The organism is Desulfotruncus arcticus DSM 17038, assembly GCF_900113335.1.
Lineage (GTDB): Bacteria > Bacillota > Desulfotomaculia > Desulfotomaculales > Desulfallaceae > Desulfotruncus > Desulfotruncus arcticus.
This window is the reverse complement of sequence record NZ_FOOX01000009.1, coordinates 91045-113978: the sequence shown is the minus strand read 5'-3', so window position 1 is coordinate 113978 and position 22934 is coordinate 91045. Positions and strand designations below refer to the sequence as shown.

The 22934-nt window shown below is 45.7% G+C and carries 27 protein-coding genes; 12 read left to right on the top strand and 15 right to left on the bottom strand.

Features of this window, described 5'->3' with window-relative positions:
* Window positions 1–20 precede the first annotated feature (20 nt).
* The 5 genes from BM056_RS13080 to BM056_RS13060 all read right to left on the bottom strand — a co-directional run bounded on the left by BM056_RS13080 (window position 21) and on the right by BM056_RS13060 (window position 4198).
* Window positions 21–278 (bottom strand): RNA recognition motif domain-containing protein, encoded by a 258-nt coding sequence (locus BM056_RS13080; RefSeq protein ID WP_092471876.1) that lies wholly within the window; start codon window positions 276–278, stop codon window positions 21–23.
* A gap of 106 nt (window positions 279–384) precedes the next feature.
* Entirely contained in the window at window positions 385–1014 is a 630-nt protein-coding gene (nadD, locus tag BM056_RS13075; protein ID WP_092471875.1) for a nicotinate-nucleotide adenylyltransferase, read from the bottom strand.
* Window positions 1015–1101: 87 nt separating this feature from the next.
* Window positions 1102–2217 carry a glutamate 5-kinase gene (gene proB / locus BM056_RS13070; RefSeq protein WP_092471874.1) on the bottom strand — a complete coding sequence of 372 codons (1116 nt, stop codon included), beginning with the start codon at window positions 2215–2217 and terminating at the stop codon, window positions 1102–1104.
* Window positions 2218–2229: 12 nt separating this feature from the next.
* Window positions 2230–3498: a GTPase ObgE gene (gene obgE, locus BM056_RS13065; RefSeq protein WP_092471873.1), complete on the bottom strand. Its 1269-nt coding sequence runs from the start codon at window positions 3496–3498 to the stop codon at window positions 2230–2232.
* Window positions 3499–3631: 133 nt separating this feature from the next.
* Window positions 3632–4198, bottom strand: coding sequence for a Spo0B domain-containing protein (locus BM056_RS13060; RefSeq protein WP_092471872.1), 567 nt, complete (start codon window positions 4196–4198; stop codon window positions 3632–3634).
* Between the two features lie 347 nt (window positions 4199–4545).
* Here BM056_RS13060 and BM056_RS13055 point away from each other — a divergent pair, with 347 nt between their 5' ends.
* Window positions 4546–5835 carry a glutamate-5-semialdehyde dehydrogenase gene (locus BM056_RS13055; protein ID WP_092471871.1) on the top strand — a complete coding sequence of 430 codons (1290 nt, stop codon included), beginning with the start codon at window positions 4546–4548 and terminating at the stop codon, window positions 5833–5835.
* Between the two features lie 347 nt (window positions 5836–6182).
* On the opposite strand, the gene BM056_RS13050 is transcribed toward BM056_RS13055, so the two are convergent.
* Together BM056_RS13050 and BM056_RS13045 are read right to left on the bottom strand one after the other, a co-directional pair.
* Window positions 6183–7367: a M24 family metallopeptidase gene (locus BM056_RS13050; protein WP_092471870.1), complete on the bottom strand. Its 1185-nt coding sequence runs from the start codon at window positions 7365–7367 to the stop codon at window positions 6183–6185.
* A gap of 551 nt (window positions 7368–7918) precedes the next feature.
* Window positions 7919–8839 carry a LysR family transcriptional regulator gene (locus BM056_RS13045; RefSeq protein ID WP_092471869.1) on the bottom strand — a complete coding sequence of 307 codons (921 nt, stop codon included), beginning with the start codon at window positions 8837–8839 and terminating at the stop codon, window positions 7919–7921.
* 309 nt (window positions 8840–9148) lie between these two features.
* Here BM056_RS13045 and trxB point away from each other — a divergent pair, with 309 nt between their 5' ends.
* The 7 genes from trxB to BM056_RS13015 all read left to right on the top strand — a co-directional run bounded on the left by trxB (window position 9149) and on the right by BM056_RS13015 (window position 14536).
* Window positions 9149–10063: a thioredoxin-disulfide reductase gene (gene trxB, locus BM056_RS13040; RefSeq protein WP_092471951.1), complete on the top strand. Its 915-nt coding sequence runs from the start codon at window positions 9149–9151 to the stop codon at window positions 10061–10063.
* Window positions 10064–10245: 182 nt separating this feature from the next.
* A complete protein-coding gene (locus BM056_RS13035) occupies window positions 10246–10557 on the top strand; it encodes a J domain-containing protein (protein WP_092471868.1) in 312 nt (103 codons plus the stop codon).
* 208 nt (window positions 10558–10765) lie between these two features.
* Complete coding sequence (tsoY, locus tag BM056_RS13030) at window positions 10766–11920, top strand: selenoprotein TsoY (RefSeq protein WP_376797747.1); 1155 nt, start codon at window positions 10766–10768, stop codon at window positions 11918–11920.
* Window positions 11921–11976: 56 nt separating this feature from the next.
* Entirely contained in the window at window positions 11977–12234 is a 258-nt protein-coding gene (tsoX, locus tag BM056_RS13025; RefSeq protein ID WP_337661183.1) for an HSGNPxU motif (seleno)protein TsoX, read from the top strand.
* A 211-nt stretch (window positions 12235–12445) separates the two neighbouring features.
* Window positions 12446–13495 (top strand): selenide, water dikinase SelD, encoded by a 1050-nt coding sequence (selD, locus tag BM056_RS13020; protein WP_092471865.1) that lies wholly within the window; start codon window positions 12446–12448, stop codon window positions 13493–13495.
* 193 nt (window positions 13496–13688) lie between these two features.
* Window positions 13689–13832, top strand: coding sequence for a hypothetical protein (locus BM056_RS26250; RefSeq protein ID WP_165613514.1), 144 nt, complete (start codon window positions 13689–13691; stop codon window positions 13830–13832).
* Complete coding sequence (locus BM056_RS13015; RefSeq protein ID WP_092471864.1) at window positions 13829–14536, top strand: NAD(P)/FAD-dependent oxidoreductase; 708 nt, start codon at window positions 13829–13831, stop codon at window positions 14534–14536. The genes BM056_RS26250 and BM056_RS13015 overlap by 4 nt, the downstream gene beginning before the upstream one ends.
* 109 nt (window positions 14537–14645) lie before the next feature.
* On the opposite strand, the gene BM056_RS13010 is transcribed toward BM056_RS13015, so the two are convergent.
* From BM056_RS13010 to BM056_RS12975, 7 genes are all read right to left on the bottom strand, one after another.
* Window positions 14646–16103 (bottom strand): sensor histidine kinase, encoded by a 1458-nt coding sequence (locus BM056_RS13010; protein WP_092471863.1) that lies wholly within the window; start codon window positions 16101–16103, stop codon window positions 14646–14648.
* Window positions 16104–16811, bottom strand: a complete 708-nt coding sequence (locus BM056_RS13005) for a response regulator transcription factor (protein ID WP_092471862.1) — start codon at window positions 16809–16811, stop codon at window positions 16104–16106.
* Between the two features lie 248 nt (window positions 16812–17059).
* Window positions 17060–17209, bottom strand: coding sequence for a DUF2933 domain-containing protein (locus tag BM056_RS13000; protein WP_092471861.1), 150 nt, complete (start codon window positions 17207–17209; stop codon window positions 17060–17062).
* 50 nt (window positions 17210–17259) lie between these two features.
* Window positions 17260–17619: a hypothetical protein gene (locus BM056_RS12995; RefSeq protein ID WP_092471860.1), complete on the bottom strand. Its 360-nt coding sequence runs from the start codon at window positions 17617–17619 to the stop codon at window positions 17260–17262.
* A gap of 414 nt (window positions 17620–18033) precedes the next feature.
* Window positions 18034–19164 carry an anti-sigma factor domain-containing protein gene (locus BM056_RS12985; protein WP_092471858.1) on the bottom strand — a complete coding sequence of 377 codons (1131 nt, stop codon included), beginning with the start codon at window positions 19162–19164 and terminating at the stop codon, window positions 18034–18036.
* 17 nt (window positions 19165–19181) lie between these two features.
* Window positions 19182–19901, bottom strand: a complete 720-nt coding sequence (gene sigI / locus BM056_RS12980; protein WP_092471857.1) for an RNA polymerase sigma-I factor — start codon at window positions 19899–19901, stop codon at window positions 19182–19184.
* A 389-nt stretch (window positions 19902–20290) separates the two neighbouring features.
* Window positions 20291–20716 (bottom strand): hypothetical protein, encoded by a 426-nt coding sequence (locus BM056_RS12975; RefSeq protein WP_092471856.1) that lies wholly within the window; start codon window positions 20714–20716, stop codon window positions 20291–20293.
* Between the two features lie 312 nt (window positions 20717–21028).
* On the opposite strand from BM056_RS12975, the gene BM056_RS12970 reads away from it, so the two are divergent.
* The 4 genes from BM056_RS12970 to BM056_RS12955 all read left to right on the top strand — a co-directional run bounded on the left by BM056_RS12970 (window position 21029) and on the right by BM056_RS12955 (window position 22384).
* The gene (locus BM056_RS12970; RefSeq protein ID WP_092471855.1) at window positions 21029–21277 is read left to right on the top strand and encodes an SHOCT domain-containing protein; all 249 of its coding nucleotides are present in this window, start codon (window positions 21029–21031) and stop codon (window positions 21275–21277) included.
* Window positions 21278–21449: 172 nt separating this feature from the next.
* Complete coding sequence (locus BM056_RS12965; protein ID WP_092471854.1) at window positions 21450–21785, top strand: hypothetical protein; 336 nt, start codon at window positions 21450–21452, stop codon at window positions 21783–21785.
* Between the two features lie 199 nt (window positions 21786–21984).
* Window positions 21985–22176, top strand: a complete 192-nt coding sequence (locus BM056_RS12960; RefSeq protein ID WP_131820764.1) for a hypothetical protein — start codon at window positions 21985–21987, stop codon at window positions 22174–22176.
* Window positions 22177–22270: 94 nt separating this feature from the next.
* Window positions 22271–22384, top strand: coding sequence for a DUF1540 domain-containing protein (locus BM056_RS12955; RefSeq protein WP_092471852.1), 114 nt, complete (start codon window positions 22271–22273; stop codon window positions 22382–22384).
* Window positions 22385–22765: 381 nt separating this feature from the next.
* On the opposite strand, the gene BM056_RS26245 is transcribed toward BM056_RS12955, so the two are convergent.
* Window positions 22766–22933 (bottom strand): hypothetical protein, encoded by a 168-nt coding sequence (locus tag BM056_RS26245; RefSeq protein WP_165613513.1) that lies wholly within the window; start codon window positions 22931–22933, stop codon window positions 22766–22768.
* Between the last annotated feature and the right edge of the window lies 1 nt (window position 22934).

Sequence of the window (22934 nt, the reverse complement as noted above, 5' to 3'; positions counted from 1 at the left end):
TCCTCAAAGGGAGGTTGGATTTACATTTGCGATTCTCTGGCCCTGGCTTCGTTGACGGTGATTACTCTACCACCAAAATCAGAGCCATTCAACGCTTCAATCATCTCATCAGCATCTTCGTCCTTAACCTCCACGAAACCAAAGCCGCGTGAGCGCCCCGTCTGCTTGTCAGTAATAATACGGCTATCAAGAACTTCCCCGTATCTTGAAAAAGCATCGGCCAAGTCTTCAGCTTTAGTTGCCCACGGCAGATTTCCTACATATAAAGTTCTAGCCATCAGATCACCTCTTTTCACTTGATGCGTTTCTTGGTGTGTTTGTATTATTTGCAAAAGAAATATGCAAAATGCAAATATCTGCGGGCAACTTTTGCCACACATGCTATCATTTATACAAACGGTTTAAATATATGTATTCTTCCACCTTTTCTGGCAATAAATATTTAATTGGCCGGCCTTCCTGCACCCGTGCTCTGATGTCGGTGGAGGAAATGGCCAGTGCTGGAACCTCCAGCGTTTTGATTTTTGAAAGCTGGTGGTGGCTGTAATAGCTTAAACTTTTATTTAGGCTTTCAAGTTTAAACCCGGGGCGGGTGGCGGCAATAAAGCTGCAAAGTTCAAGCAGCCCGATGACATTTCTCCAGGTCAGAATTTCCAGTACCGCATCGGCGCCGGTGATAAAATATAAATCGTTGTCCGGGAATAAACGGCACATTTCCTGCACTGTATCTATTGCATATGAAACGCCTGCTCTTTTTATTTCCAGGTTGGAAACAGTAAAAAACGGATTGGATGCCACTGCCCTGCTGGCCATTTCCAGCCTGTGCCCGGGAAGGGAAATATCTTTCCTGGTTTTATGCGGTGGTATGCCGGCGGGTATAAAAATAACTTTTTCCAGTCCGAATTCAAACCTGGCCACTTCCGCTGCCACGAGGTGCCCGTGATGAATAGGATCAAACGTCCCACCCATCAACCCAATCCTTTTGGCATGTCTTTTGTTGGTAGTTTTATCCATCAACTGACCCCGTATCCCATTTTAATTGTTTTTACGTTATTAATCAACATAATTTTTGTTACTCATAAAGAAGACTTGGTTCTTTCTTTACTCCAAAGCCATATTATCACGGTGAATGACTTCGTCGAAATCCTTGTACCCAAGTATATGTTCTATATCAGTGGTCTTTTTGCCCTTAATTCGCTCTACCTCAGCAGCGGCATAATTAACAATACCCCGTGCTATTTCTTTGCCGTCGGTTGAAAAAATGCTGACAGTGTTACCAACGTCAAAATCACCGTCAACCCCGGTAATTCCCGATGGCAATAAACTCCTGCCATTGCTCTGAATGGCTCTGGCGGCCCCCCCGTCGATATAGATACGGCCGCAAACTGTTGCCCCAAAGGCGATCCATCTTTTTTTGTTCACCAGTTTTACTGAAGGCCAAAATATCGTACCCACCGGCTCCCCGGCAACAAGCCTGCGAATAATGTCTTTTTCCGAAGCCCTAGCAATAATGGTAACCAGCCCGGAATGCATCGCCACGCGGGCAGCATGTATTTTGGTAATCATGCCGCCGGTCCCCACTGCTGTGCCTGCCCCCCCGGCCAGACGCTCAATTTGATCATTAATTTCTCTAACTTCAGAAATTATTTTCGCCCCCGGTGTTCCGGGATTGCCATCATACAAGCCGTCTATGTCGGAAAGCAGCACTAAAAGATCAGCGTCCACCAGACCGCCAACCATAGCCGAAAGGGTGTCATTATCGCCCAGTTTGATTTCGTCCACGGCAACGGTATCATTCTCGTTAATTACCGGTATAATGTTATAGCCCAACATAGTCTGCAGGGTATTGCGGGCATTTAAAAACCGCCGCCGGTCCGCAAAATCTTCACGGGTTAACAGCACTTGCCCCACCACAACGCCATACTCGGCAAAGATCTTTTCGTACATGTGCAAAAGCATACCCTGCCCCACCGAAGCCGCTGCCTGTTTCTCGGGTATGGTACGGGGGCGCCTGGGCAGACCCAATTTTCCCACACCGGCCCCCACGGCCCCGGAGGTTACCAGCAGCACATCCGTTCCTCTGTTATGAAGATCGGCCAGCTGCCGGACAAGCTGCTCAATTTGTTCAATATTCAGCTTACCGGTAGGATAGGTAAGCGAGCTTGACCCTATTTTTACTACAAGCCTTTGTATCCGGTTAAAAACCCTGTTTTCCATGTTATTTCTCCGTTAAAAATCCACATAATCAAAAGAAAAATCCCCAATTCGCACCGTGTCGCCGTTTTTCGCCCCGTAGTCCTTTAAAGCCTTTTCCAAGCCCATTAAACTAATGATCCGCTGCAGCCGGTCCAACGCTTCTTCGTTCTCCAGATCGGTCATGGCAACGTGTTTCTCAATCTCACGCCCGGCTACAATCAGCTCTCCGTCCTCTCTGGTAATCGTAAAACGCGGCTCGGTCGTATGCACGAATTCTTGTTCCTGTATATCATGCAGGGGCTGAACCGGAATTTCTTCCAACAGTTGATAAACACGATTAATTAAATTAGGTACTCCGGCACCTGTTACTGCAGATATGGGGAAAATTTCATGAGTATCTCCCAGCGCAGCTTTTAAACGCTCCAGGTTTTCCCCGCTGTCGGGCAGATCCGTCTTATTGGCCGCAATAACCAGCGGCCTGGCGGCCAGATCCTGATTATAAAGCTCTAATTCCCGGCTAATGACCTTAAAATCCTCCAGCGGGTCCCTTCCCTCGGTGCCTGCTGTATCCAGAACATGTACTATCAGCCTGGTACGCTCTACATGGCGTAAAAACTCATGGCCCAGCCCGGCTCCGCCATGAGCACCTTCAATTAAGCCGGGAATATCCGCCATGATAAAAGACCTGCCTTCGCCCATGCTAACCATGCCCAGATTAGGGGTCAGAGTGGTGAACGGATAATCGGCAATTTTGGGCCGGGCAGCTGATACTTTTGATATTAATGTGGACTTGCCGGCATTGGGATAACCGACCAGACCTACATCCGCCAGTAATTTTAGTTCCAAGAGCAACCAACGCTCCTCGCCGGGCTCACCTTTTTCGGCCATGCCGGGAGCTTTGTTATTGGGGCCGGCAAAACGGGAATTTCCCCTGCCGCCACGGCCCCCCTTGGCCACTACCAGTTCCTGTCCCTCTGTGACTATATCGCCAAATACCAGGCCCGTTTTCTCATCTTTTACCACCGTGCCCAGCGGTACCCGCATCACTAGGTCGTCGGCCGAGCGGCCGTGCATGTTTTTACCCCGGCCGTGCTGCCCCCGCATGCCTTTATAATGCCGCTGGTAACGAAAATCCACCAGAGTACGCAGCCCGCTGTCGCCCTTGAAAATCACATCGGCTCCTTTGCCGCCATCCCCGCCCCAGGGACCGCCCTCGGGCACATATTTCTCGCGCCGGAAAGCAACGCAGCCATTTCCGCCGTCGCCCCCCTTAACGTAAATCTTTACCCTATCGTAAAACATATCCACTCACCTGTTTTTATTTAGTATTCAGTAGTCAGAATTCAGAATAACTATCAAGAGATGTTCTCTTATTCTGACTCCTGACTTCTGTCTCCTGACTCCTTATATTTATTATTTACACAAATACGTCGGTTCAGGCGTCTGCAGCAGGTAAAAATAACTTAATATCCTGTTTGGCCCCATTGGCCGTTCTTTCCAGCTTGCCGCCATAGGGCGTAAGTTTTGTGCTTAAAGCCTGAGCCAATTCATTCCAGGTTAACTCATTTACCGCCACAGGACCGGCAAAACAAATAACACACAAGTATCCGCCTTCTACCGCCTTGAGACCGATGTTTAATTCCCGTTCGGCTAGTTCAGGCGGGGCAAGGCGATTTAAAACATATTCCAGCAATCGAACGAAAACTGCACCGGTGACTGTCCCGGGCACACCACATTCCGCAAGGTCCGCTTGTACGTCATAATTAACTATGATCTGAGCGTTAGCCGCCTGGTTATGACTTACTAAAAAGGCCGCTGCTGCCTCGGGATCTTTCAAGTGGGAAATCTTACTTAATCGTTTAATATCCTGCCCGACCTCGACAATATATTCCCTGGCCCGTTCTTCCTTTTTTAATTGCAACAGGCCGGATATTACTTGCAGATGGTTTAAAAAGTCGTGACGCTGGACCGAAATCAATTCCAGCATTTTATCGGTATCCATAATTCCCTCCTGGTAAATCAACCTTGACAAACTTTCGACAGTTAGGAATAATTTCCTGCCCTGATCAAAAATAATTAACTTTATTCTGGAAGAAGCTTCTTATCACGACTAAAAGAACCTTATTATGAAGAATATAGGCAGCAGCTTTATCTCCCTCCTTATCTATGATCTAAAACATTCACTTACAGGTGGTACTGATTTGATCTTCGCACAGCCTGAAAAACCACCCCTGAACCAAGTCTTCTTTATAACTGGGTTGATCTCCGGTTCATAATAACTTATATTGTAAGTAATCGCTTGTAAATTAGATGCTTTATTAGTATCAGAGAGGAGACAATACAAGGAGTATGAATGAATTGGCGCGCAGTGTGAAGGAAGCTTCCATAAAACTGGCCGGGGCCGGAACGGAATTAAAAAATAAAGCTTTGACTCTAATCGCCGAGTCATTAAAAAACAGTAAGGAAGAAATCATACGGGCCAATAGGGAGGACTTACTGAGAAGTGAAAAAGAAAATCTTTCCGCACCCCTTTTAAAACGATTAAAATTTGACGAGGCCAAGATAGAAGATGTAGTTGATGGAATATACAGCCTAATTAATCTGGAGGATCCTGTTGGCAAAACATTGCTTTCCACCGAGTTGGACAGCGGTCTGGAGTTGTACAAAGTAACCTGTCCGATAGGAGTAATTGGCGTGATTTTTGAGTCCAGACCCGATGCTCTGGTGCAGATTTCAACCCTCTGTCTGAAAAGCGGAAACAGCGTACTGCTAAAGGGCGGATCCGAAGCACGTGAAACCAACCGAATCCTGGCCAAAGTTATTGTCAAAGCAACAGAACAGGCCGGCATTCCCTCAAATTGGCTTGCGTTGCTGGAAACACGTTCAGACGTTAATGAGATGCTCAAAATGGACCAATATATCGACCTAATTATCCCAAGGGGGTCCAATGATTTTGTCCGATATATTATGGACAACTCAAGGATTCCGGTTATGGGTCACGCTGACGGCATATGCCACTGTTATGTGGACGAAGATGCAGACGTTGATATGGCGGTAAGAATTGCCGTGGACTCAAAAACACAGTACGTAGCTGTGTGTAACGCTGCGGAGACTCTTTTGGTACATGAAAAGATAGCCCGGGATTTTTTGCCTGAGTTGAAGAAGGCAATGGATCAGCAGCAGATGGATCTAATAGGATGTTCCCAAACGTGTGCAGTTATTCCGGCAATTTTAGCTTCAGAAGATGACTGGAAAACTGAATACCTTGACTATAAGCTTTCCATAAAAGTGATTTCGGGACTTGACGAAGCTATCAGCCACATCAATACTTACGGTTCCGGCCACACCGACAGCATAATCACCAGAGATAAGGAAAAAGCGGAAAAGTTCATGAACTATGTTGATTCGGGGAATGTTTTCTGGAATTGTTCCACACGCTTCAGTGACGGCTTCCGATATGGATTCGGGGCCGAGGTGGGAATAAGCACCGGCAAGATCCATTCCAGGGGGCCGGTAGGCCTTGATGGACTGGTAATTTATAAATTTAAACTTATAGGAAACGGCCATATTGTTACGGATTACGCCAATCGTTCAAGGAGCTTCAAGCACAATAAGATTAACAAGGAATTTTCACTATAGGGAATAACAAAGAAAATAAAGCTGCCGGGACGGTTCGAGGGCCGAACTTACCCGGTTTTTCTTTGACTTCTTATTTAAGTTACTTGTATCTGGCAATCCGGTGGTTCCCTCCGCGCGCTGCGCAGTTTTCCTTGTATCTTTGATAGTTACTATAGCTAACGCTTACACCAGACAGCTTGGCGGAACTTTACACCCTTACGGGGTCAAGCTTTGAGGATTTGGCGGGCTACTGACCGCATCCAGTACTACGCTTACTCCGGGAAGCCACCGGATCGCCTTGCCTACAGTATCTATTTTTCATCCTCTGATCGTGCCGCGTCAGCGGCATGGTGGTCTAATTATACATTTTAAAGATAGATTATAACGTCATCACACCCGGCGGTTAGATTCTCCAGTCCCTGTTCCGTTACCACGAAAGTGTTTTCAATTCCTGCCGCACCGTCCGGGAAAACAAATTTGGGTTCCAGGGCGAAAACCATGCCTGCTTCCAATTTAGCAGTGACACCACGGGCGATTACAGGCAGTTCGTCAAGTTCTATTCCCACGCCGTGCCCGACAAAAGGCACCGGGTCGGGATAGCCCATAAAATACTCCCCCCAACCACTGGCGTTGGCCCTTTGCACCGCCAGATCGTAAAGTTCACCACAGACGGCTCCCGGCTTAGCCCGTTCCACAATTATTTGCTGTATTTCCAGCGCTGTGTTATGAGCTTCCTTAAACTTTGGCGGCAAGTCCCCAATGCAAAAAACCCTGGCCTGATCCACCATATAACCGTCTATTACCCCCACGTAATCTACAATTACAGGTTCATCCCTACCAATTAGCTTTCTGCCGGCGCTCTGAGAAAAGGATGGGTTCAATCCAAAACCACCGGTGGGGCCGGGGGCGGCGCTGGGTACGCCAAGACTCCAACCCGACATCAGGTGCCCATAGGCCAGTTCCATATTAAAAGCGCGGGTTCTTACAAGGCACTGGTGACCCTCCCGCCGGTATACCGCTTCCAGTTTACCGGCCAGTTCCACCTCGCTAATGCCTTCCTTGAGAAATTCAGAGACAGTTGTAAAAAGCTTATGGTTTAACTTGGCCGCTTCCCGGATTAAGTTTAATTCATAGCTCGATTTAACCGCCCGGACTGTACGAATTAGCAAACTGATATCAACAAGTTCCGCTGGTTGAAACATTTTTTGATAGCGCAAAAAGAGGTTTGCCGGCAGAACATCCAGCTCAAGGCCAATGCGGTTGTTTCCCCCCTGTTCCCGGGCCGGTATAATTTTAGTCAGGTTTTTGGGGTTATCCAAAGGGATAATGTTCTCCAGGGCAGACTCACGCGCCGCCCGTTCGTAATTCTTCTTTACCGCAAGTACCGGTTCGCCGCCGGCAGGAATATAAAGATGTGCTTGCTGAACAGTTCCTGCAAAATAAAAAAGATCAGCGTTTTGGACAATCAAAGCACCGTCTATGCTTTGGTTCTGTAGTAAAACCTGTAGCCTTTGCACCCGCTGGTATAGTTCCGATCTTGGTGTGTAGCGCACGAAAAAACACCTCCAAAATATTAATTTAATATCACAATACCAAGCAAAAAGCTTACTCAATTTGAACTTTCAAAACTAAAACGACTGTTTTAGCAGGTCACAGGCCATATATAGTGTTCAACAGTTTTGTAAAACCAATTAAACCCATAAAGAAAATATTTACATGTAGTTAACAGTGAACACAGTAATACATTAAAGTAACATTAATTAGCGTAAATGCAGATTATGCAATTAATTCATTCCAAAACGAAAAGAAGGAATCTATCTATGGCCTGGGCTGGAGTCTGGGAACGATGATGTGATGGGTGATAATTTGCGAATAAAATTTAAGAAGGCCAGCACTGTTGGATAATAATGCTGGTCTTTCGATATTACTGCTGTTCAAAAGCTGATTAAATATGCAGTTGATAATCACGATATTAAGGGATTATTGTATGCCTATCAGGTAATCTATGACCTTGATTATTGGGTTCTCAATTACCCTATACATTTTCCAAACGGATGCTCAATTTCTCGCAGGTTATGGAGCCGCCCAAGTGGTTCCGGGGCCTCTATTTACCTTTGCGGCATGTAATCTTATGTTCACTTGCCCACTTTCGCACATAATTCAAAAAAGCTAGAACGGCGGGATATGAATGCATATCTTTAACCGAAACAATATGGCAATTTAACTCAATTATAGAATTGCCATATTCAACCCGGTACAGGACTCCCGATTTAAGTTCCTGCTCCACTGCATGGTGCGGCAGGAAGGCAGCGCCCATCTGATCTATAACAAGCTGCTTGATAGCCCCGGAATCGCTTACCTCCGCCCGGTTTTTAAAAGTTAGCCCTTCTTCCTCCAAGTATTGTTCTACCAAATCTCGGGCCGCGGAACCCTTTTCTCTCCAGAGAAGCGTCTCACCCTTTAGCTCGGCCGCCGTAATATTCGGTCGGACCAGAGGGTGCTGCGAAGAAATAACCAGTACCAACTCTTCTCGAAAAATAGATTCCATATGCAGCGCAGGGTTCATTATGCTTCCTGCTGTAAATCCCAGGTCCAAGTCTCCGCAGGTGACCATGCGCTCTATAGTGGAACTGTTGGCTAATAATAACGATACCTCAATGTGGGGGTGCATTTGCTGAAAGCTTTTCATTATTTGTGGGATTAACCAGCATCCTATGGTAATACCCGCCCCAAAAAAGACCTGGCCTCGTTCCAGGTCTTTATATTCTGCCAGTGTTCTTTCAGCCCGGTTCACCAAATGAAATATGCGGTCGGCGTAATCGAACAAGCTCCTGCCGGCATCAGTAAGTTCCACCTGACGGCCCCGCTGCACAAACAAGTCCATGCACAGGCTTTTTTCCAAAGCCGCCACCTGTCGTGATACGGCGGGCTGGCTGATGGCCAGTTCTTCCCCGGCCCGGGAGTAATTAAGATGTCTGGCTACGGTGTAAAAAGTTTTTAGGTGATATAAATTTAATTCGCCCATTGTCTACCCGGCCTCAGGTTATCCATAATTTAAATGCATACCACTTATATATATGTTGCATTTGAATTATAGTATATACTGTGCTAACCTGTAAACAGTAAATTTAATAACTGGTTTTGTAACCAACAGCAGAAGATTTTGTATGCACATCGTACCACATCCCGAAAATAATAAGCTGGGCATGCAATTTCCTTAAAATAGAAACATTTTGGTGAATGAGAAAATGACTCTTTATAAAAAAACAGCTTGGGGCCAATACATTTAATTATGTTTTGTGCCTTGAGCGAAGCGAAAGGAATGAATATAGGCATGGAAAAAAAAGATCTAGTTATCATCGGTGGTGGTCCCGCCGGTCTTTCCGCCGGAATTTATGCTTCCAGGGCTGCCATGAACACCGTTCTCCTAGAGCAGGGGATATCAGGTGGCCTTGTGGTTAGTACGGATTCCATTGAAAACTATCCTGGTTTCGCCGAAAGCATCAGCGGTCCTGAATTAATGGGACAGATGGAAAGCCAGGCTCGACGCTTTGGTCTTGAAATCGCATCTACCAATGTAGAAAAGATTGTGCCCGGTGAAAAAGAATTTGTCGTTAAAAGCGATGACGGTGAAATAGCAGCTGGCGCGGTGATAATAGCCACCGGAGCCCAGCCTCGGCTATTGGGCGTATGTGGTGAATCAGAATATACCGGCCGTGGTGTTTCTTATTGTGCTACCTGTGACGGTGCCTTTTTCCGCGGCAAAAGAGTAGCCGTCGTTGGGGGAGGTGACGCGGCTGTTGAAGAGGCTATCTTCCTTACTAGGTTTGCGCAAAAGGTTTATATCATTCACCGCCGTGGCGAATTGAGGGCCACCAAGGTTGTACAGCAAAGGGCTTTTGAGAACGAAAAAATAGAATTTATCTGGCATAGTGTCGTTGATGAAATCCACGGGGCGGATACCGTAGAAGCTGTGCTAATCAAAGATGTACGAACTGGCGCTAAAACTCAGCTAAATGTGGACGGTACATTTATTTACGTGGGTTACCGACCCAGTTCAGGTCTGGTTAAAAATCTGGTCAAGCTTGATGAAAAGGGTTATATTATTACCGACGAAAATATGCTAACTTCATTCCCTGGTATATTCGCCGCAGGGGACGTTCGTCAAAAACTGCTTCGCCAGGTGGTCACCGCCGTCGCTGACGGGGCTATCGCCGCAGTGGCTGCGGAAAAATACCTGGAAGGGTAGTCGTACTATAATTTAATTAATTAACTTAAGCTGCTCTTTCTTCGCTTAAATTGGGCTACTATTACAAACGCAGAACAGTTTGTCGTATGTCCCTTTCACGGACAACTATTACCGTTATTTTAGGATGGTAGGCGACTAATGCGTTGAGTGAAATTTTAATATTAGCGTGAGGTAATCTAGCAATGAAAAGGGCGGAATTAAGAAGAAAAGCAAGACTTATACTGTGTGTATCCGACAAAGCAGGTATCGAAGAAATAAAACATGCCTACTGGAAGCTGGCAAAAAAGTATCACCCCGACCTCAATGGCGGTGACCAGAGTTTAACCGATAGATTTAAGCAAATCTCTGAGGCCTATGAAATATTGACACAGGATAAAAACGTCCACAATTACAATATGGGTAAAAATAAAGATTGGAACCCGGACCACCGGTCTTTTATGGACGATAAAGCGTACTGGAAATGGTGGAAGAAAATGTACGGTGACCTTATATGAGCGGAACATATTACCTTGATGCATACTACCTATGCAAAGAAATCATTTGTGTTATACTTGCCAATCATGCTATTTTAAACAGGCAAGAATAAAACAAACCTTAATAAAATTTTACTTATCGGAGGTGAAACTCATAGAAGGTTACCTAATTAAACCGATCGAATCACCTAAAAATCTAAAATTAAGTATGTCATAAGGGAGGATTCACATGAAATTTTCACCATTTAAGTTTCAGTTACCTTTAGCTGCAGGTGGTGTTGCATTAATGGCTTACAATTTATTACTACTTGCACTACCTTATGAAGAAGGAGCATTTACGATATCGAATATTGCATGGGGTAAATTGTCTTTGGGTCAAACCGTTCTGTATTACCCTTTAATCTTACTTATGCTAGCATTAACTATCATAAACCTGCTTGTTATTACTGTTTTTGTTAAACAACTTATTCAATGGCTTTTCAATAAAGAAGAGTATACAACATTTATGAGCGGCCCTCCAACACAGAGTATAGGTGCTTTTGTACCAATTGCCTCTCTGTCTATGACCGCTTGTGTGATTTTCGGTCCATTGACTTTCTTTATTCCTGAATTATCATATAATAACCAATCACTGATGTTGCCGGGTCTACTTTTTTACGGATTTCTTTTGTTTATGTTATTGGCCCTCGAACTTAAGCTTCTCAAAATCTGGTTTAGCCAGCCGCTTGATGTAGCTAAGCTTAATTTTGTATGGTTGCTCGACGTCTTCGCATTTGGTTTAGTTAATTTAACGGGTACGGGAATTGCCGCTATGGCAAGCGATAAGGTAATTTCATCAACAGCAGCCTTTGCTTCTTTTTTAGCTTTAACTATTGGGGGTTTCCTGTTAATTACCAAACTGTCATATTTGATTTACCTGCAAATAAAAGCAAACGATTTAGCTCCAAAACCAGTTCAACCAAGTTACTTCCTTATAGTCCCCATATCCTGTCTGTTCGGATTCAGTTTTTACAGAATTACACTTTATTTACAGACACATTTTAAGTTTAATGTAGAGGTTCTGTCATTCTTCTTTATTAATTTTTCTTATGTTATTACTATCGGCTGGATTATTTTTAGTCTATATCTGTTAAACGACTACTTTAAAAATTATTTTTACAAAAGTGATTTTTCACCAACCCAATGGAGTATGGTCTGAGCTCTGGTCGGCTCCCAAGTTTTGGGGGATTATGTTTGGGGAAAATATTATCCTAGTGTAATATTGTTAGCTTTGAATTATGTAAGTATAATACTTGCAACAATTATTTTTGTCTTTATTACATTAAAATTTAATCAGGCGGAAAAGAAAAATAAAATAGCTATGGAAAAGGTGAGATTAGCATAATAATCTTACTCATTTAACCTTAAAAGTCCCAATATAAACAAAGGAGGTTTGGTTTAATGGTTAAGCTGATTGTTTTTCACAGCGGAAATCCAAGTTGAATGAGTTGTCAAAAGGCTATAGGTGTAGCCAAGAAAATGAAGGAAAAATTCGGTGACAAAATTGAACTGAACATTTATCTAAATGATTCAGAGGAAGCAAAAAGTTACACTCTGTTATCATCTACCAATGTGTTTGTTAATGATCAATTAGTTTCTAGAGAAATAGCTTTAGACAAAGAAAATATGTACGACTTCCTTAATGAAATCACAAACTAGATGCCACAAGACAATAAATATAATATATCAAGGCCACTATTAATATGTGGCCCATATTTTTTATTAACTCATTTTCGTGCCAAGTTTAGTTTTTAGACCTAAATGCGCCAATGCAAGAGGAAATAATTTAAATTTCTACTTTATATTACATTTATATTAGGGTTAACTGGGCCAATCTATAAACAGGCTCTAAAGATCTGGGGTGTGAATAATGAATAACCAATCGTTAAACGTAAAGCTTACATCTTATTCTCCGGGTTCGGGGTGAGCATGCAAAATAGGTCCTGCGGACCTGGCGCAGGTTCTGCGCTGCCTGCCCTCGGTGAGAGATCCCAAAGTCCTGGCCGGTCGGGATGATAACGCCGCGGTTTACAAGATTAGTGATGAATTGGCCATGATCCAAACCATTGACTATATCACCCCGGTGGTTGACGACCCCTACCAGTTCGGGATGATTGCCGCGGCCAACGCTCTCAGCGACATATACGCTATGGGCGGCAGACCGGTGACCGCCCTGAATATCATCGGGTTTCCCAACCAGAGCCTGCCCCTGTCCATTATGGAGGATATCATCAGGGGTGGGGCTGATAAAGCCGCTGATGCCGGTGTAACCATTGTCGGCGGGCATTCCATTACCGACAGCGCCCCAAAGTACGGCCTGGCGGTTACCGGTTTTATGGACCCGGACCGAATGGTGGGCAAAAACGGGGCCAAACCTGGAGACCGGTTGATTCTTACCAAGCCGCTGGGTGTTGGGGTAATCACCACCGGTATAGACCATAAGCTGGTGCATGAAGACCAAGTGGCAAAAGTTACAGATATTATGCTGACACTGAACCGGCGGGCTTCAGAGATTATGTTGGAGGTCGGGGTCAATGCCTGTACCGACGTAACGGGGTTCGGACTGCTGGGGCACCTGCGGGAAATAGCCGTCGCCAGCGGGGTGGGAGCCCGGGTTAATGTATCCGCGGTGCCCGTGCTTCCGGAAACGGAAAAGTTGGTCCGGGCCGGCGCGGTGCCCGGGGGTACCCACAACAACTACCGCTACCTCCGTGACACGGTGCAGTGGGACCCAGGGCTGTCGGACGAGATGAGGCTGATTCTTTGCGACCCGCAAACATCCGGCGGGTTATTAATGGTAGTGTCCTGGGAAAATGTTGACCGCCTGCTGGCCGCTTTGCGCAAAGACCTGGATGTAGTGCTGGCGGAGGAAATAGGGGAGATAGTCAGCGAGCCCGGGTTGCTCAAAGTCATTGCCTAATCATAGTTAAAAAAGAATTACTTCAATAAGGCAGGTAACAATTTTTTTGTTGGTGCCTGCCCTATTTGTATTACACCACGCATAGCAACAATGAAAAATATTCATCGGATTTTAGTTTAAGCTGTGTTAGCTTGTTGCAAACATAACAAATGACTGATCAAATTAAAAGCACCAAAGGAGGATACCCAAACGTATGGCCAGGATCGTCATCGTAGGAGGCTCATTCGGTGGACTTACCACCGCCCTACAGCTGAAACAAAAATTAAAGAAACAACACCATATTACCTTATTGGTGCTACCCAGGGGGTCAGCTGTATTGGCCCAGCTTATGAGATGATCTTTGAAATTGACCATTTGTTAAGAAAAATGGGACGGCGGAGTAAAACACCTCTTTGCTTCGTCACCGCTGAACCTTATCTTGGTCACTTCGGACTGGGTGGGGTGGGCAAATCGCGCCGGCTCATGGAAGATGAGTTTGCGGAAAAGGACATCAAGGCCCTTTGCAGCGCGACGGTGGATGAGATAATTCCCGGGCGCGTTAAGCTTAATGACGGCACCGAACTACCTTTCAACTATTCCATGTTTGCGCCTCCCTTCCGTGGGGTAGATGCTATTATAAACTCCGGCCTCGGCAACCCCAAAGGGTGGCTGATGGTGGATGAATACTACCGCCTGCCCAAGCACCAAAACATTTATGGGGTGGGGGTATCCGTGGGGATTATGCCGGTGGAACCGACACCGGTGCCCACCGGTGTGCCCAAGACCGGGAATATGACCACCAACATGGCCAAGCTGGCCGCTCACAACATTGCCGCCGATATCCAGGGTGGTTCTAAGATCGCTTACCCGGTAACGGAAATCGGTGTGGTGTGCCTTGCGGACATGGGCGATAGCGCCTCTTTGATGGTGGCCAAACCCGCCCTTCCGCCCAGGCAGCAGACGATACTGAAAAAGAAACGCTGGGTCCGCTGGGCCAAACTGGGCTTTGAACGTTATTTTATGACCAAGATGAAATTGGGGGCTACGTATCTGCCCGGTTAAGAGATTTCAGTTGTGATGATTTGACGGGAAGGGCAACGAAATTTTGAGTTTGGGCTCTGGTAAACAAAAATGGGCAGTACTCATTCTAGCATAAGAAGACGGGGATCTTTTACTTGGGGATGATAAAATAAAAAGTGCTGCCCTGCCCCGGCTTGCTGCTGACATCTACTGTACCGCCGTGGGTTTCGATTATATTCTTGGCAATAGCCAATCCCAAGCCGGTGCCGCCACCTGTTCTGGCGCGGGATTTATCCACTTTGTAAAACCTCTCCCAAATTAACGGCTGCTCTTCCGGAAGTATACCCGGCCCTGTATCGGCAACGGACACTTGCACCGCATCCTTTAATTCTGTTAAGGTTACTTTAATCTGGCCTCCCGGCGGAGTCACCCGCAGAGCATTGTCAATAAGATTGATCAAAACCTGCTTAATGCGATCCGGGTCAGCCTTTAAGGTATATGAGCCAGGTGCGATATCCAGGGACGCGGTGATTTGCTTATCTTCAGCCAAAGTTTGAAATTGCTCAAACACCTGGCCGGCCAGATAGGCTAGAGAGATCTCCTGCATTTTCATCTCTATCTGGCCCGCCTCAATTTTGCGCAAATCTAAAATCTCTGCCACCAGCCTGCGCAGCCGGAGGATTTCTTCGTGGATATCCTCCAGGTATTTTTGGCGCTCAGCTTCCGATTCGGCCAAGCCGTCCATCAGCGCTTCAGTGTACCCCTGGATAATGGATAGGGGCGTGCGCAGTTCATGCGAAACGTTGGCCACAAACTCACGCCTGGTTCTGTCTAACCGTTCTAAAGTGGTGATTTTTTCTTGCAGTTCAGTTGCCAGGATATTTAAAGAATTGGCCAGTAAACCGATCTCATCCTGTGATTTGACTTCGACCCGGCGGGAGTAATCGCCCCTGGCCATTGACCGGGCTGCCCGGTGCATTTTCAACAAAGGCCGGGATATGGTGCGGGATAACAAAAGGCTCAAAACAGTTGCCAGCGCAATGCCAATCATACCGGCATAGATGGTAATTCTCTGCAGGGCGCCGATACGCTCCTCTATGGGTGCCAAGGGTGAACTCAACATAACCGAACCGGTTACTTGCCCTTCATTATTTAAGGGCACCGCCACGGTTAATACATCTGAATTCAAAAAATGATAGGCTCCCTGGTAAGAGATGGTCTTTCCCTGCATTATTGACTGCAAATCGGATTGCTTCCAGGGTAAATCATGATGACCTACCACACTGATTTTTTCGTCGGCAACGTTTTTCATGCTCATACCCATGCCGATACAATGAATAATATAGCCCTGCCTGTCAATAATCATAATGTTGCCCTTAAAAGCTTCGGCCAGGGTAGATAAAAGATTAGCGTTCATGCTTTGTTCATTAATGTCTTTAATAGTCGATATATGTTTGGCCTCGCTGGTCAACAGTTCCAACTGCTGGTTATAGTATAATTGTCTTAACTTGGCGGTTTGGAGAACGCCGGTAAAATAGATAATAATTAAAACCAGCGCGACCATAAACAGCCATAGTTTTAATACCACGCTTTTACGCAGGATCTTCATTTATTTCACCTCAAATTTATAGCCAACTCCCCATACCGTCGAGATGTAAGACGTTTTATTCCCCGATGCTTTAAGCAGTTTATCCCTTAAACGGTTTACATGAGTGTCTACCGTACGAGTATCCCCCATATAGTCATAACCCCATATGGTTTCCAATAACTCTTCGCGGGTGAATGTGCGCTGCGGCGACCTGGCCAGCTGGTAAAGCAGCTCATACTCCTTGGGGGTCAGGCTTACAGCCCGGTCATCAACCAATACCAGGCGCAGCTCCGGGTTAATGGATAGCCCGGGAAACTGAATAATGTCAGCTCCGACAGGCAGTTCCGTTGGTATGGCTGCCTGGGTGCGGCGCAGCACCGCTTTCACCCTGGCCACCAGTTCCCGCGGGCTGAACGGCTTGGACACGTAATCGTCGGCACCCAGTTCCAGGCCAAGTATGCGGTCCAATTCATCGTCCCGGGCGGTGAGCATAATAATGGGCACACTGGAGTTTTTCCTTACTTCTTTGCAAACCGCCCAACCGTCAATGCCCGGCATCATCAGGTCCAGAACGATTAAATCCCACTGTGCATCCTTATATAAGTCCAAGGCCTTCTGCCCGTCGGCGGCTTCCCCGACCTTAAAACCTTCTTTTTCCAAATAAAGCCGGACTAACTCGCGGATTTTTCGCTCATCGTCCACAACCAATATTTTTTTAGTATTTTCCATCAATTAACCTCCGGTTACGATAACATATTAAACCTCAGCCAGCTGTCTTAATTAACGACATTTCTCTCTATTGTTACCCATTTATTTTATATTTTTTCTAAGCAAATACCAGCACGCGCAGGCTCAGCCCGGTGCGCATGGGCCGGTTTAAGAAAACCAGATAAATAACCCCTGCGTTGCGCAGGGGTAGTGAGTTGTTTTTTTTTTTAGGGGGTCATGTGGGGAGTATATCAAATATAGATTAATCTTTAGCTTTCGCTGGTTGAGCTGATTTGCTCTTCAGCCCCAGTTTTTTTACAAGCGGCATGGCTACCGTGCCCGTGGCCGCGCATTATCAGCAAGTGCATTACCGGGCATAATAGAAATAGCAACAGGTACCATTTCTCCACAGTTATCACCTTTCTATATCTCCTGTTTTGGCAGGAGCGGAGTGTCCCGCCCCGCCGGGTTAATTAGTCTGGGACTCACCCATCATCCCGCCAAAGCCATTATTTCCGCCGAAATCGCCCATCATCCCGCCGCCCATCATGGAGCCCATCAGGCCAAAACCGTTTTGGGCATGGAAATCACGCATGTAATTGAAGTGGTCCTGCCAAGCTTTAGCCTGTTCCGGCGTTATTTGACCGTCCTTCTGGGCCTGGTCAAGCCAGCTCTGATGCCAATTAAGCATCTGATCAATAAACTTTTGATTCTGTTGATTCTGCACATTCTGGTCATTCCCGTCAATCGCCCCGAAAGCAGCCGGAGCCGCCAGGGCTAAAACCAGTATACCTGCTACTGCTAGCAACCAAATCCTTTTTTTCCTCATAGTTATATAACCTCCTTTTTGTTTGATTCGGTCCGCCTGGCTTTATGATATAAAAATAATGTCACGCTTCTGTTACAAAAGGTTAAAGGTTTTATCACAATTGCCGGTGATAATCCACCCGATTTTCTTTAAAGTTACCAGATAATAGGTTATACTTAAATTGAGTGAAAACGTAATTATTATTAGAGGGAGGCATGTAATTGGACCGCCAGGAAGATTGTGACAAATTTGTTAAAGTCCTGAGGCCGTTTTGGGTGCCCACCACAATAGCCGTGACAATCATCACAATATACTGAGTAGAGAGAATACCACCGGCTTGCATCAGGTTCACTCCTAACCCGTTTTAAGTAACTTCCCCATCTTTAAAGGTTATGGTTTTCAGGGAACGGCGCTTGGGGTGGGGATAAAATTATTTTATTCACGGTGTCCGGACCTTTCCCCGGTATTACTATACGACTGCATCAAGCTACCGGACCCAATGCTGCTATTATCTTGCATTGGCGTAACTTTTGAGCTGCCGTTCCGGTGCTCATCACTCATTACACCGGTTGGTTCCACCGGTGAGGAGGTCATGCCGGGTGAATTCATGTTATGGATTTCTCCACCAGATTCAATCTCACCGTGTGTATTCTCCTGGTTCATATGACCGGCTTCGCCAGCGGGCATCATCCGGCCGCTGCCATTCTGGCGGTGTTCCGGTTCAACCGCAGAGTTATGCTCAATTTCACCGTTTGTAGTGCGCCCGGCATTTTGTTGTTCCTGCGCATTAACCTCCATGCATTCTTTAGGGAACAACTCGGGTAATGATACATTGGTTTTAGTTATCACACCACGCACATCCCCCTTGCGGAAAACATCGGCGCGGGCATCCAAGCCGTTTTGCAGGCAGCGTTCATAAATCAGGTAATTGTTTACTGTCATGCCCAGATTTTGCGCATGTTGAATGGTTTCATCGTTTACCCGGTTAACCAGAATTACACCTGAAGCGTTTTGTCTGACCATCTCTTCTTTGACAATGCCCCTGAGCTTTTCCGGGTTTACCGCGTCCCCTTCACCACTTCCCATTGGCACTACGCTAACCATGATGACGTTTTCTTCTTTTCCCAAAATGCCCTTTGCCTCAGCATTTTGTATAATCATCCTGGTTGCCTGATATATGTCCCTCCCTTTAAGTTTCAAATCATCAAGTACACCGCCAGGCCCCCGGCCGGTAGCGTATGCGGATGTTATTTTCCCGTATTTATTAACCTGCAGACTTACCCCGTGGTTAATATCCAGCTCAACAGCGGCTACGGCGCCGCCAATTCCGAACAGCGGAGTAAAAAGTCCCAATGCCAGTACAAGTATTAACGCTGCGGCAACAGTTGCGTATCTAATAATTTTGGGGCTAAAAAAGAAGGGCCGAGACATTGCTGTATACTCTATGGTCTGGCCAACCAGGGGCTTTGGTTCAGGGGTAGGTATTTTTAAAAAGGTCCCCTCTTCAGTATAAATAATAGTTTTAAGGCCGGTAATGTTGAAAACCACGCCTTTTCCCTTTTTCAACGCTTATGCACCTTCTTTCATGAACAGTCGCCGGGCAGCCGGGTAAACTCCTTCAAAGGACGAAATCTTTCATCCGAGAATATTAATGCCAGGGCAATCAAATATTTACGCCCTCTTTCCAATACCTTGCGTTTAACTCGGGTCAGGGATGCCAGCTTTTTCACAGGTAAAAGCTTATTTTTCTTCATGTAATCTAAAAGTTCAGGTTCACTCGCCAGGCAAAGGGCGACCCGGGACAGCGTTTCCCTGCTGTCCCGGTGCTTGGGTGAAACCTTTACCAGATCGTCCAGGGTAACCCGATATTGACCCAGCACCTCAATGAATTCTTCCACCACCCCGGCCAGGGCGGCCTGATTTTGCTCCTCGTGAAACTGCTTGGTGGAGTATGCTATATCATACTGGCTAGGTTCTTCTTCCCCGGGGTTTAATGGTGTTAAAGATTCGTGATTATGCCTGGATTCTTTGCGAATGAAGTCTACCAACCGGTTGTGGATGATCATCCGGGCAAAACTATAAAAAGATGCTCCCTGCCCGGGCTTGAATTTGTCAATGGCTTCATTAAAAGCAACCTGAGCGATGCTGAGTTCATCATCATGATCCCAGGCAAGAAACTTTCTGCATACTTGAGAACTGACCCTGGCAATAGAATCTCTATGTGACTTGATTAATTCTTCCCGGGTCAAAGAGTCACCCCTTTGGGCTGCGACGAGTTTTTGTTCGAGATCCCGTGTATACAATGTCTATCACTCCGCTTTTATGTCCGCTTTAAAAATCTTCGCTCGCCCTCTGTTAATTAGATGAGAAATAAAAGGAGCCATTTGCAAATTCCCGTTCTCGCTACGCGGAGCTTGAAATGGCCCAAATACAATTTGCATTTTTCAGAGTGGCGGTTGGGATTGTATCGAATGAGTATGATGATAAATCGGCCCCCGGATATTATACATAATAAATATCACAAATCTGTTACACCACTGATGGTTATTGTTGGGTCTTACCTGTTAGCAATAACACTCATTTGCCAGGCTTGTGTATAACACCACCATATTTTGAATGCCTTATTTTAGTACCTAAAAGTATTACATATTTGATTAAAAAGGAGCCGCACGGGCTCCTTTTTTACGTTGTTTTAATTGTTATGATTCATTTCACCATGCCCTAGTCCCTGGTGGTGGCTGCCCGAATGGTCAATGCCATGCTGCATATGATTAACCTGAGGGAAATTATTAGAGCCAGGCTGTGTATTCTTTTGCTGTTTTTGGGTCATATGGGTTTGGTAATTAACGTTCATTTTTTTTGTAACATCATTATTAGTTTGGTTAATGGCCACCTTCGCCGGATTATGTGTACTTGCATTCATATTAGAGAACTGAGCCTGGTTAGCCATTTGCCCGGCTCCCGGGGTCATTTGGTCCACTACTGCCGTTTTGCCTTTGGTTTGGTCATCAACCGGCATTTGTTGGGCGGGAAAAGCGTAAGCAACGCCTGCCACAGGGATGGATACAGCCAGTACTGCAACAGCGACCATATGTTTTGTGTTCTTTAATAGTTTCATGTTATACCTCCTGGTTTTTATTGGGGAGTAGGCCTGCATCTCCTTTTGTATAATTCTTCGCTAATAAGAGGCTTTTTCTATGGGTACATATTTTGGCAATAAAATATTTCCTGTTATGATTGCTGACTGGCTTTTGTTGAATGTGGCACAATGTTGTTTAATTTTCAATTGGTGGCTTACGTTATACATAACGTTCTTCATTGTTACAAAATCGTGATATTTATGCCATACTTTCGTAAAATGTTTAGTTTATAGTGAAGTCAAGCAAGAGAACAACAAACGAATAAAACATTTAGCTGGGAGGTTTTGACCATGATGGGATTTGGATTCGGTGGCGGGTTAAGCGGCCTGGGCTGGGGACTCTCCATGTTGTTAAGCATGCTGCTGCCGGTGGTGGTACTGGTAGGGATTATTTACCTGGTGCTTACTGTCTGGGACCGCGGCCGGAGAAATGCAATGGCCGGCGGGCCTGAACCGGTGGCATTGCTGCAGCGCCGCTACGCCAAAGGTGAAATTACTAAAGAAGAATACCAACGCGTTAAAGAGGAACTCAATCAATAATCAATAACCCGTGGCTTTTATGCCATAACTTCATAAAGGAGGGAAGCAAATGCTTAGAAAACAATGGATGCTAAGGCAAGTGGCCCACTGTAAAGGCGGGTGCCGTAGACAGTCCCGGGTACGACGTTAAACTGCCTGCAATAATGCCAATATTTTAAAGGAGGAATTTTTTGTGAACAAAAAGTTTTGGCTTTTAGCCGTTGCAGGTATTTTGGTTTTAGCTCTGGCAATTCCCGCTTTTGCGGCCGTAACAGTACAAACACCGCAGGGGCAGGACACACAGAATCAGCAGTGGTTTAATCAAATGTTTGACTGGCATCTAAAGTGGCTGGATGATGCCCAAAAGAACGGCCAAATTACACCGGACCAGGCCAAAGCCTGGCAGGAGCATTTCAACTACATGCGGGACTTTCATAACCAGTATGGCATGGGTATGATGGGTGGCTATAACGGCGGTTACGGCGGCATGATGGGTTCAGGGTATGACGATGGAGCCCAAGCCAAATAAAAAATAGCTTCTGTAGTTAAAAAGCCCGGGTGGCTGCACCCGGGCTTTTTAATCCTGGTATGGGTATATCATTTTTCTAATGCTTGTGTCGATGGTGAATATCCGGCATATGCGGGTGCGATTGCTGCACAGCATCATGTTTATGTGGATGTGTATAAAAACCAACAGGTGGTAATTCACTTTCAGCATGCTGGTGTGTATGATGACCGTCATTATAGGAGTGGCGGTGTTCATGTTCAATAATAGGATGAATCCGTGGTCTTCACGTAAAAGTACAACGACCCCGCCTATCATGACCGCAAAAACCGCCCGCCCCTATTCCTTTGACAGTTACGATGGCAAGCGGATCTTTGGCGAAAATATTACGGGTAAGGTTGTTGTCTATACATAGATAAGCAGCAAAGGTGAAAAAAATAGATTATTACTAGACAAGAGATAATATATTAAGGGTTATTATGATCAAATTCGTAATAGGAGGTGCAAGCATGTCCAGAGTAATGAAATGCATGTGTGAGGAATGCCACTATAATGATGCTCATGAGTGCCATGCGGATGGTATTGAGGTTCGATCCAGCGGTGATAATAAGATTCAAACGTAAGATGGAACCTGCTGCAATACCTTCAGACCCAAGCGGCATAAAGGTGGTTGTTGCGGGTAAGGTATACTGACAAATAACCCTCGCGGGCAGCGGGGGTTATTTTATCAAAGATGTTACCCCGCATTACTGAGTAATCCCCATATTTCATTTGCATCACTTCCGCCTTCATGGCTTTAGTCAGGTCCAAGGTATGGTCTTAAAAAATCATCAAGAGTATTCATTATAAAACCCACCGGGCATAGGCATGATGTTAACCCTTAACCAAATAAATATTATGATAAAGATAATAATAGCTCGCATTTCCTTTACAGTGAGTTCGCCCGGGGAACCCCGGGTTGCTATTGTGGTTTGGCTGATAGCGTTTGTATCAGCCTATCCAATTTAGTGGCAGCTTCTTTTCTTAGTAGTGGAAGAATCCTTTTGATGGACATCCGTGTGGTCATGGTCACCGTTGTTGTTATGCCCGGTATGACTGCCGCAGCAGCCGCCGCGGCGCATTAAAACACCGAAGAGCAGCCAGGGACTGTAGGTTCTAAGAATCTCCTCCAAA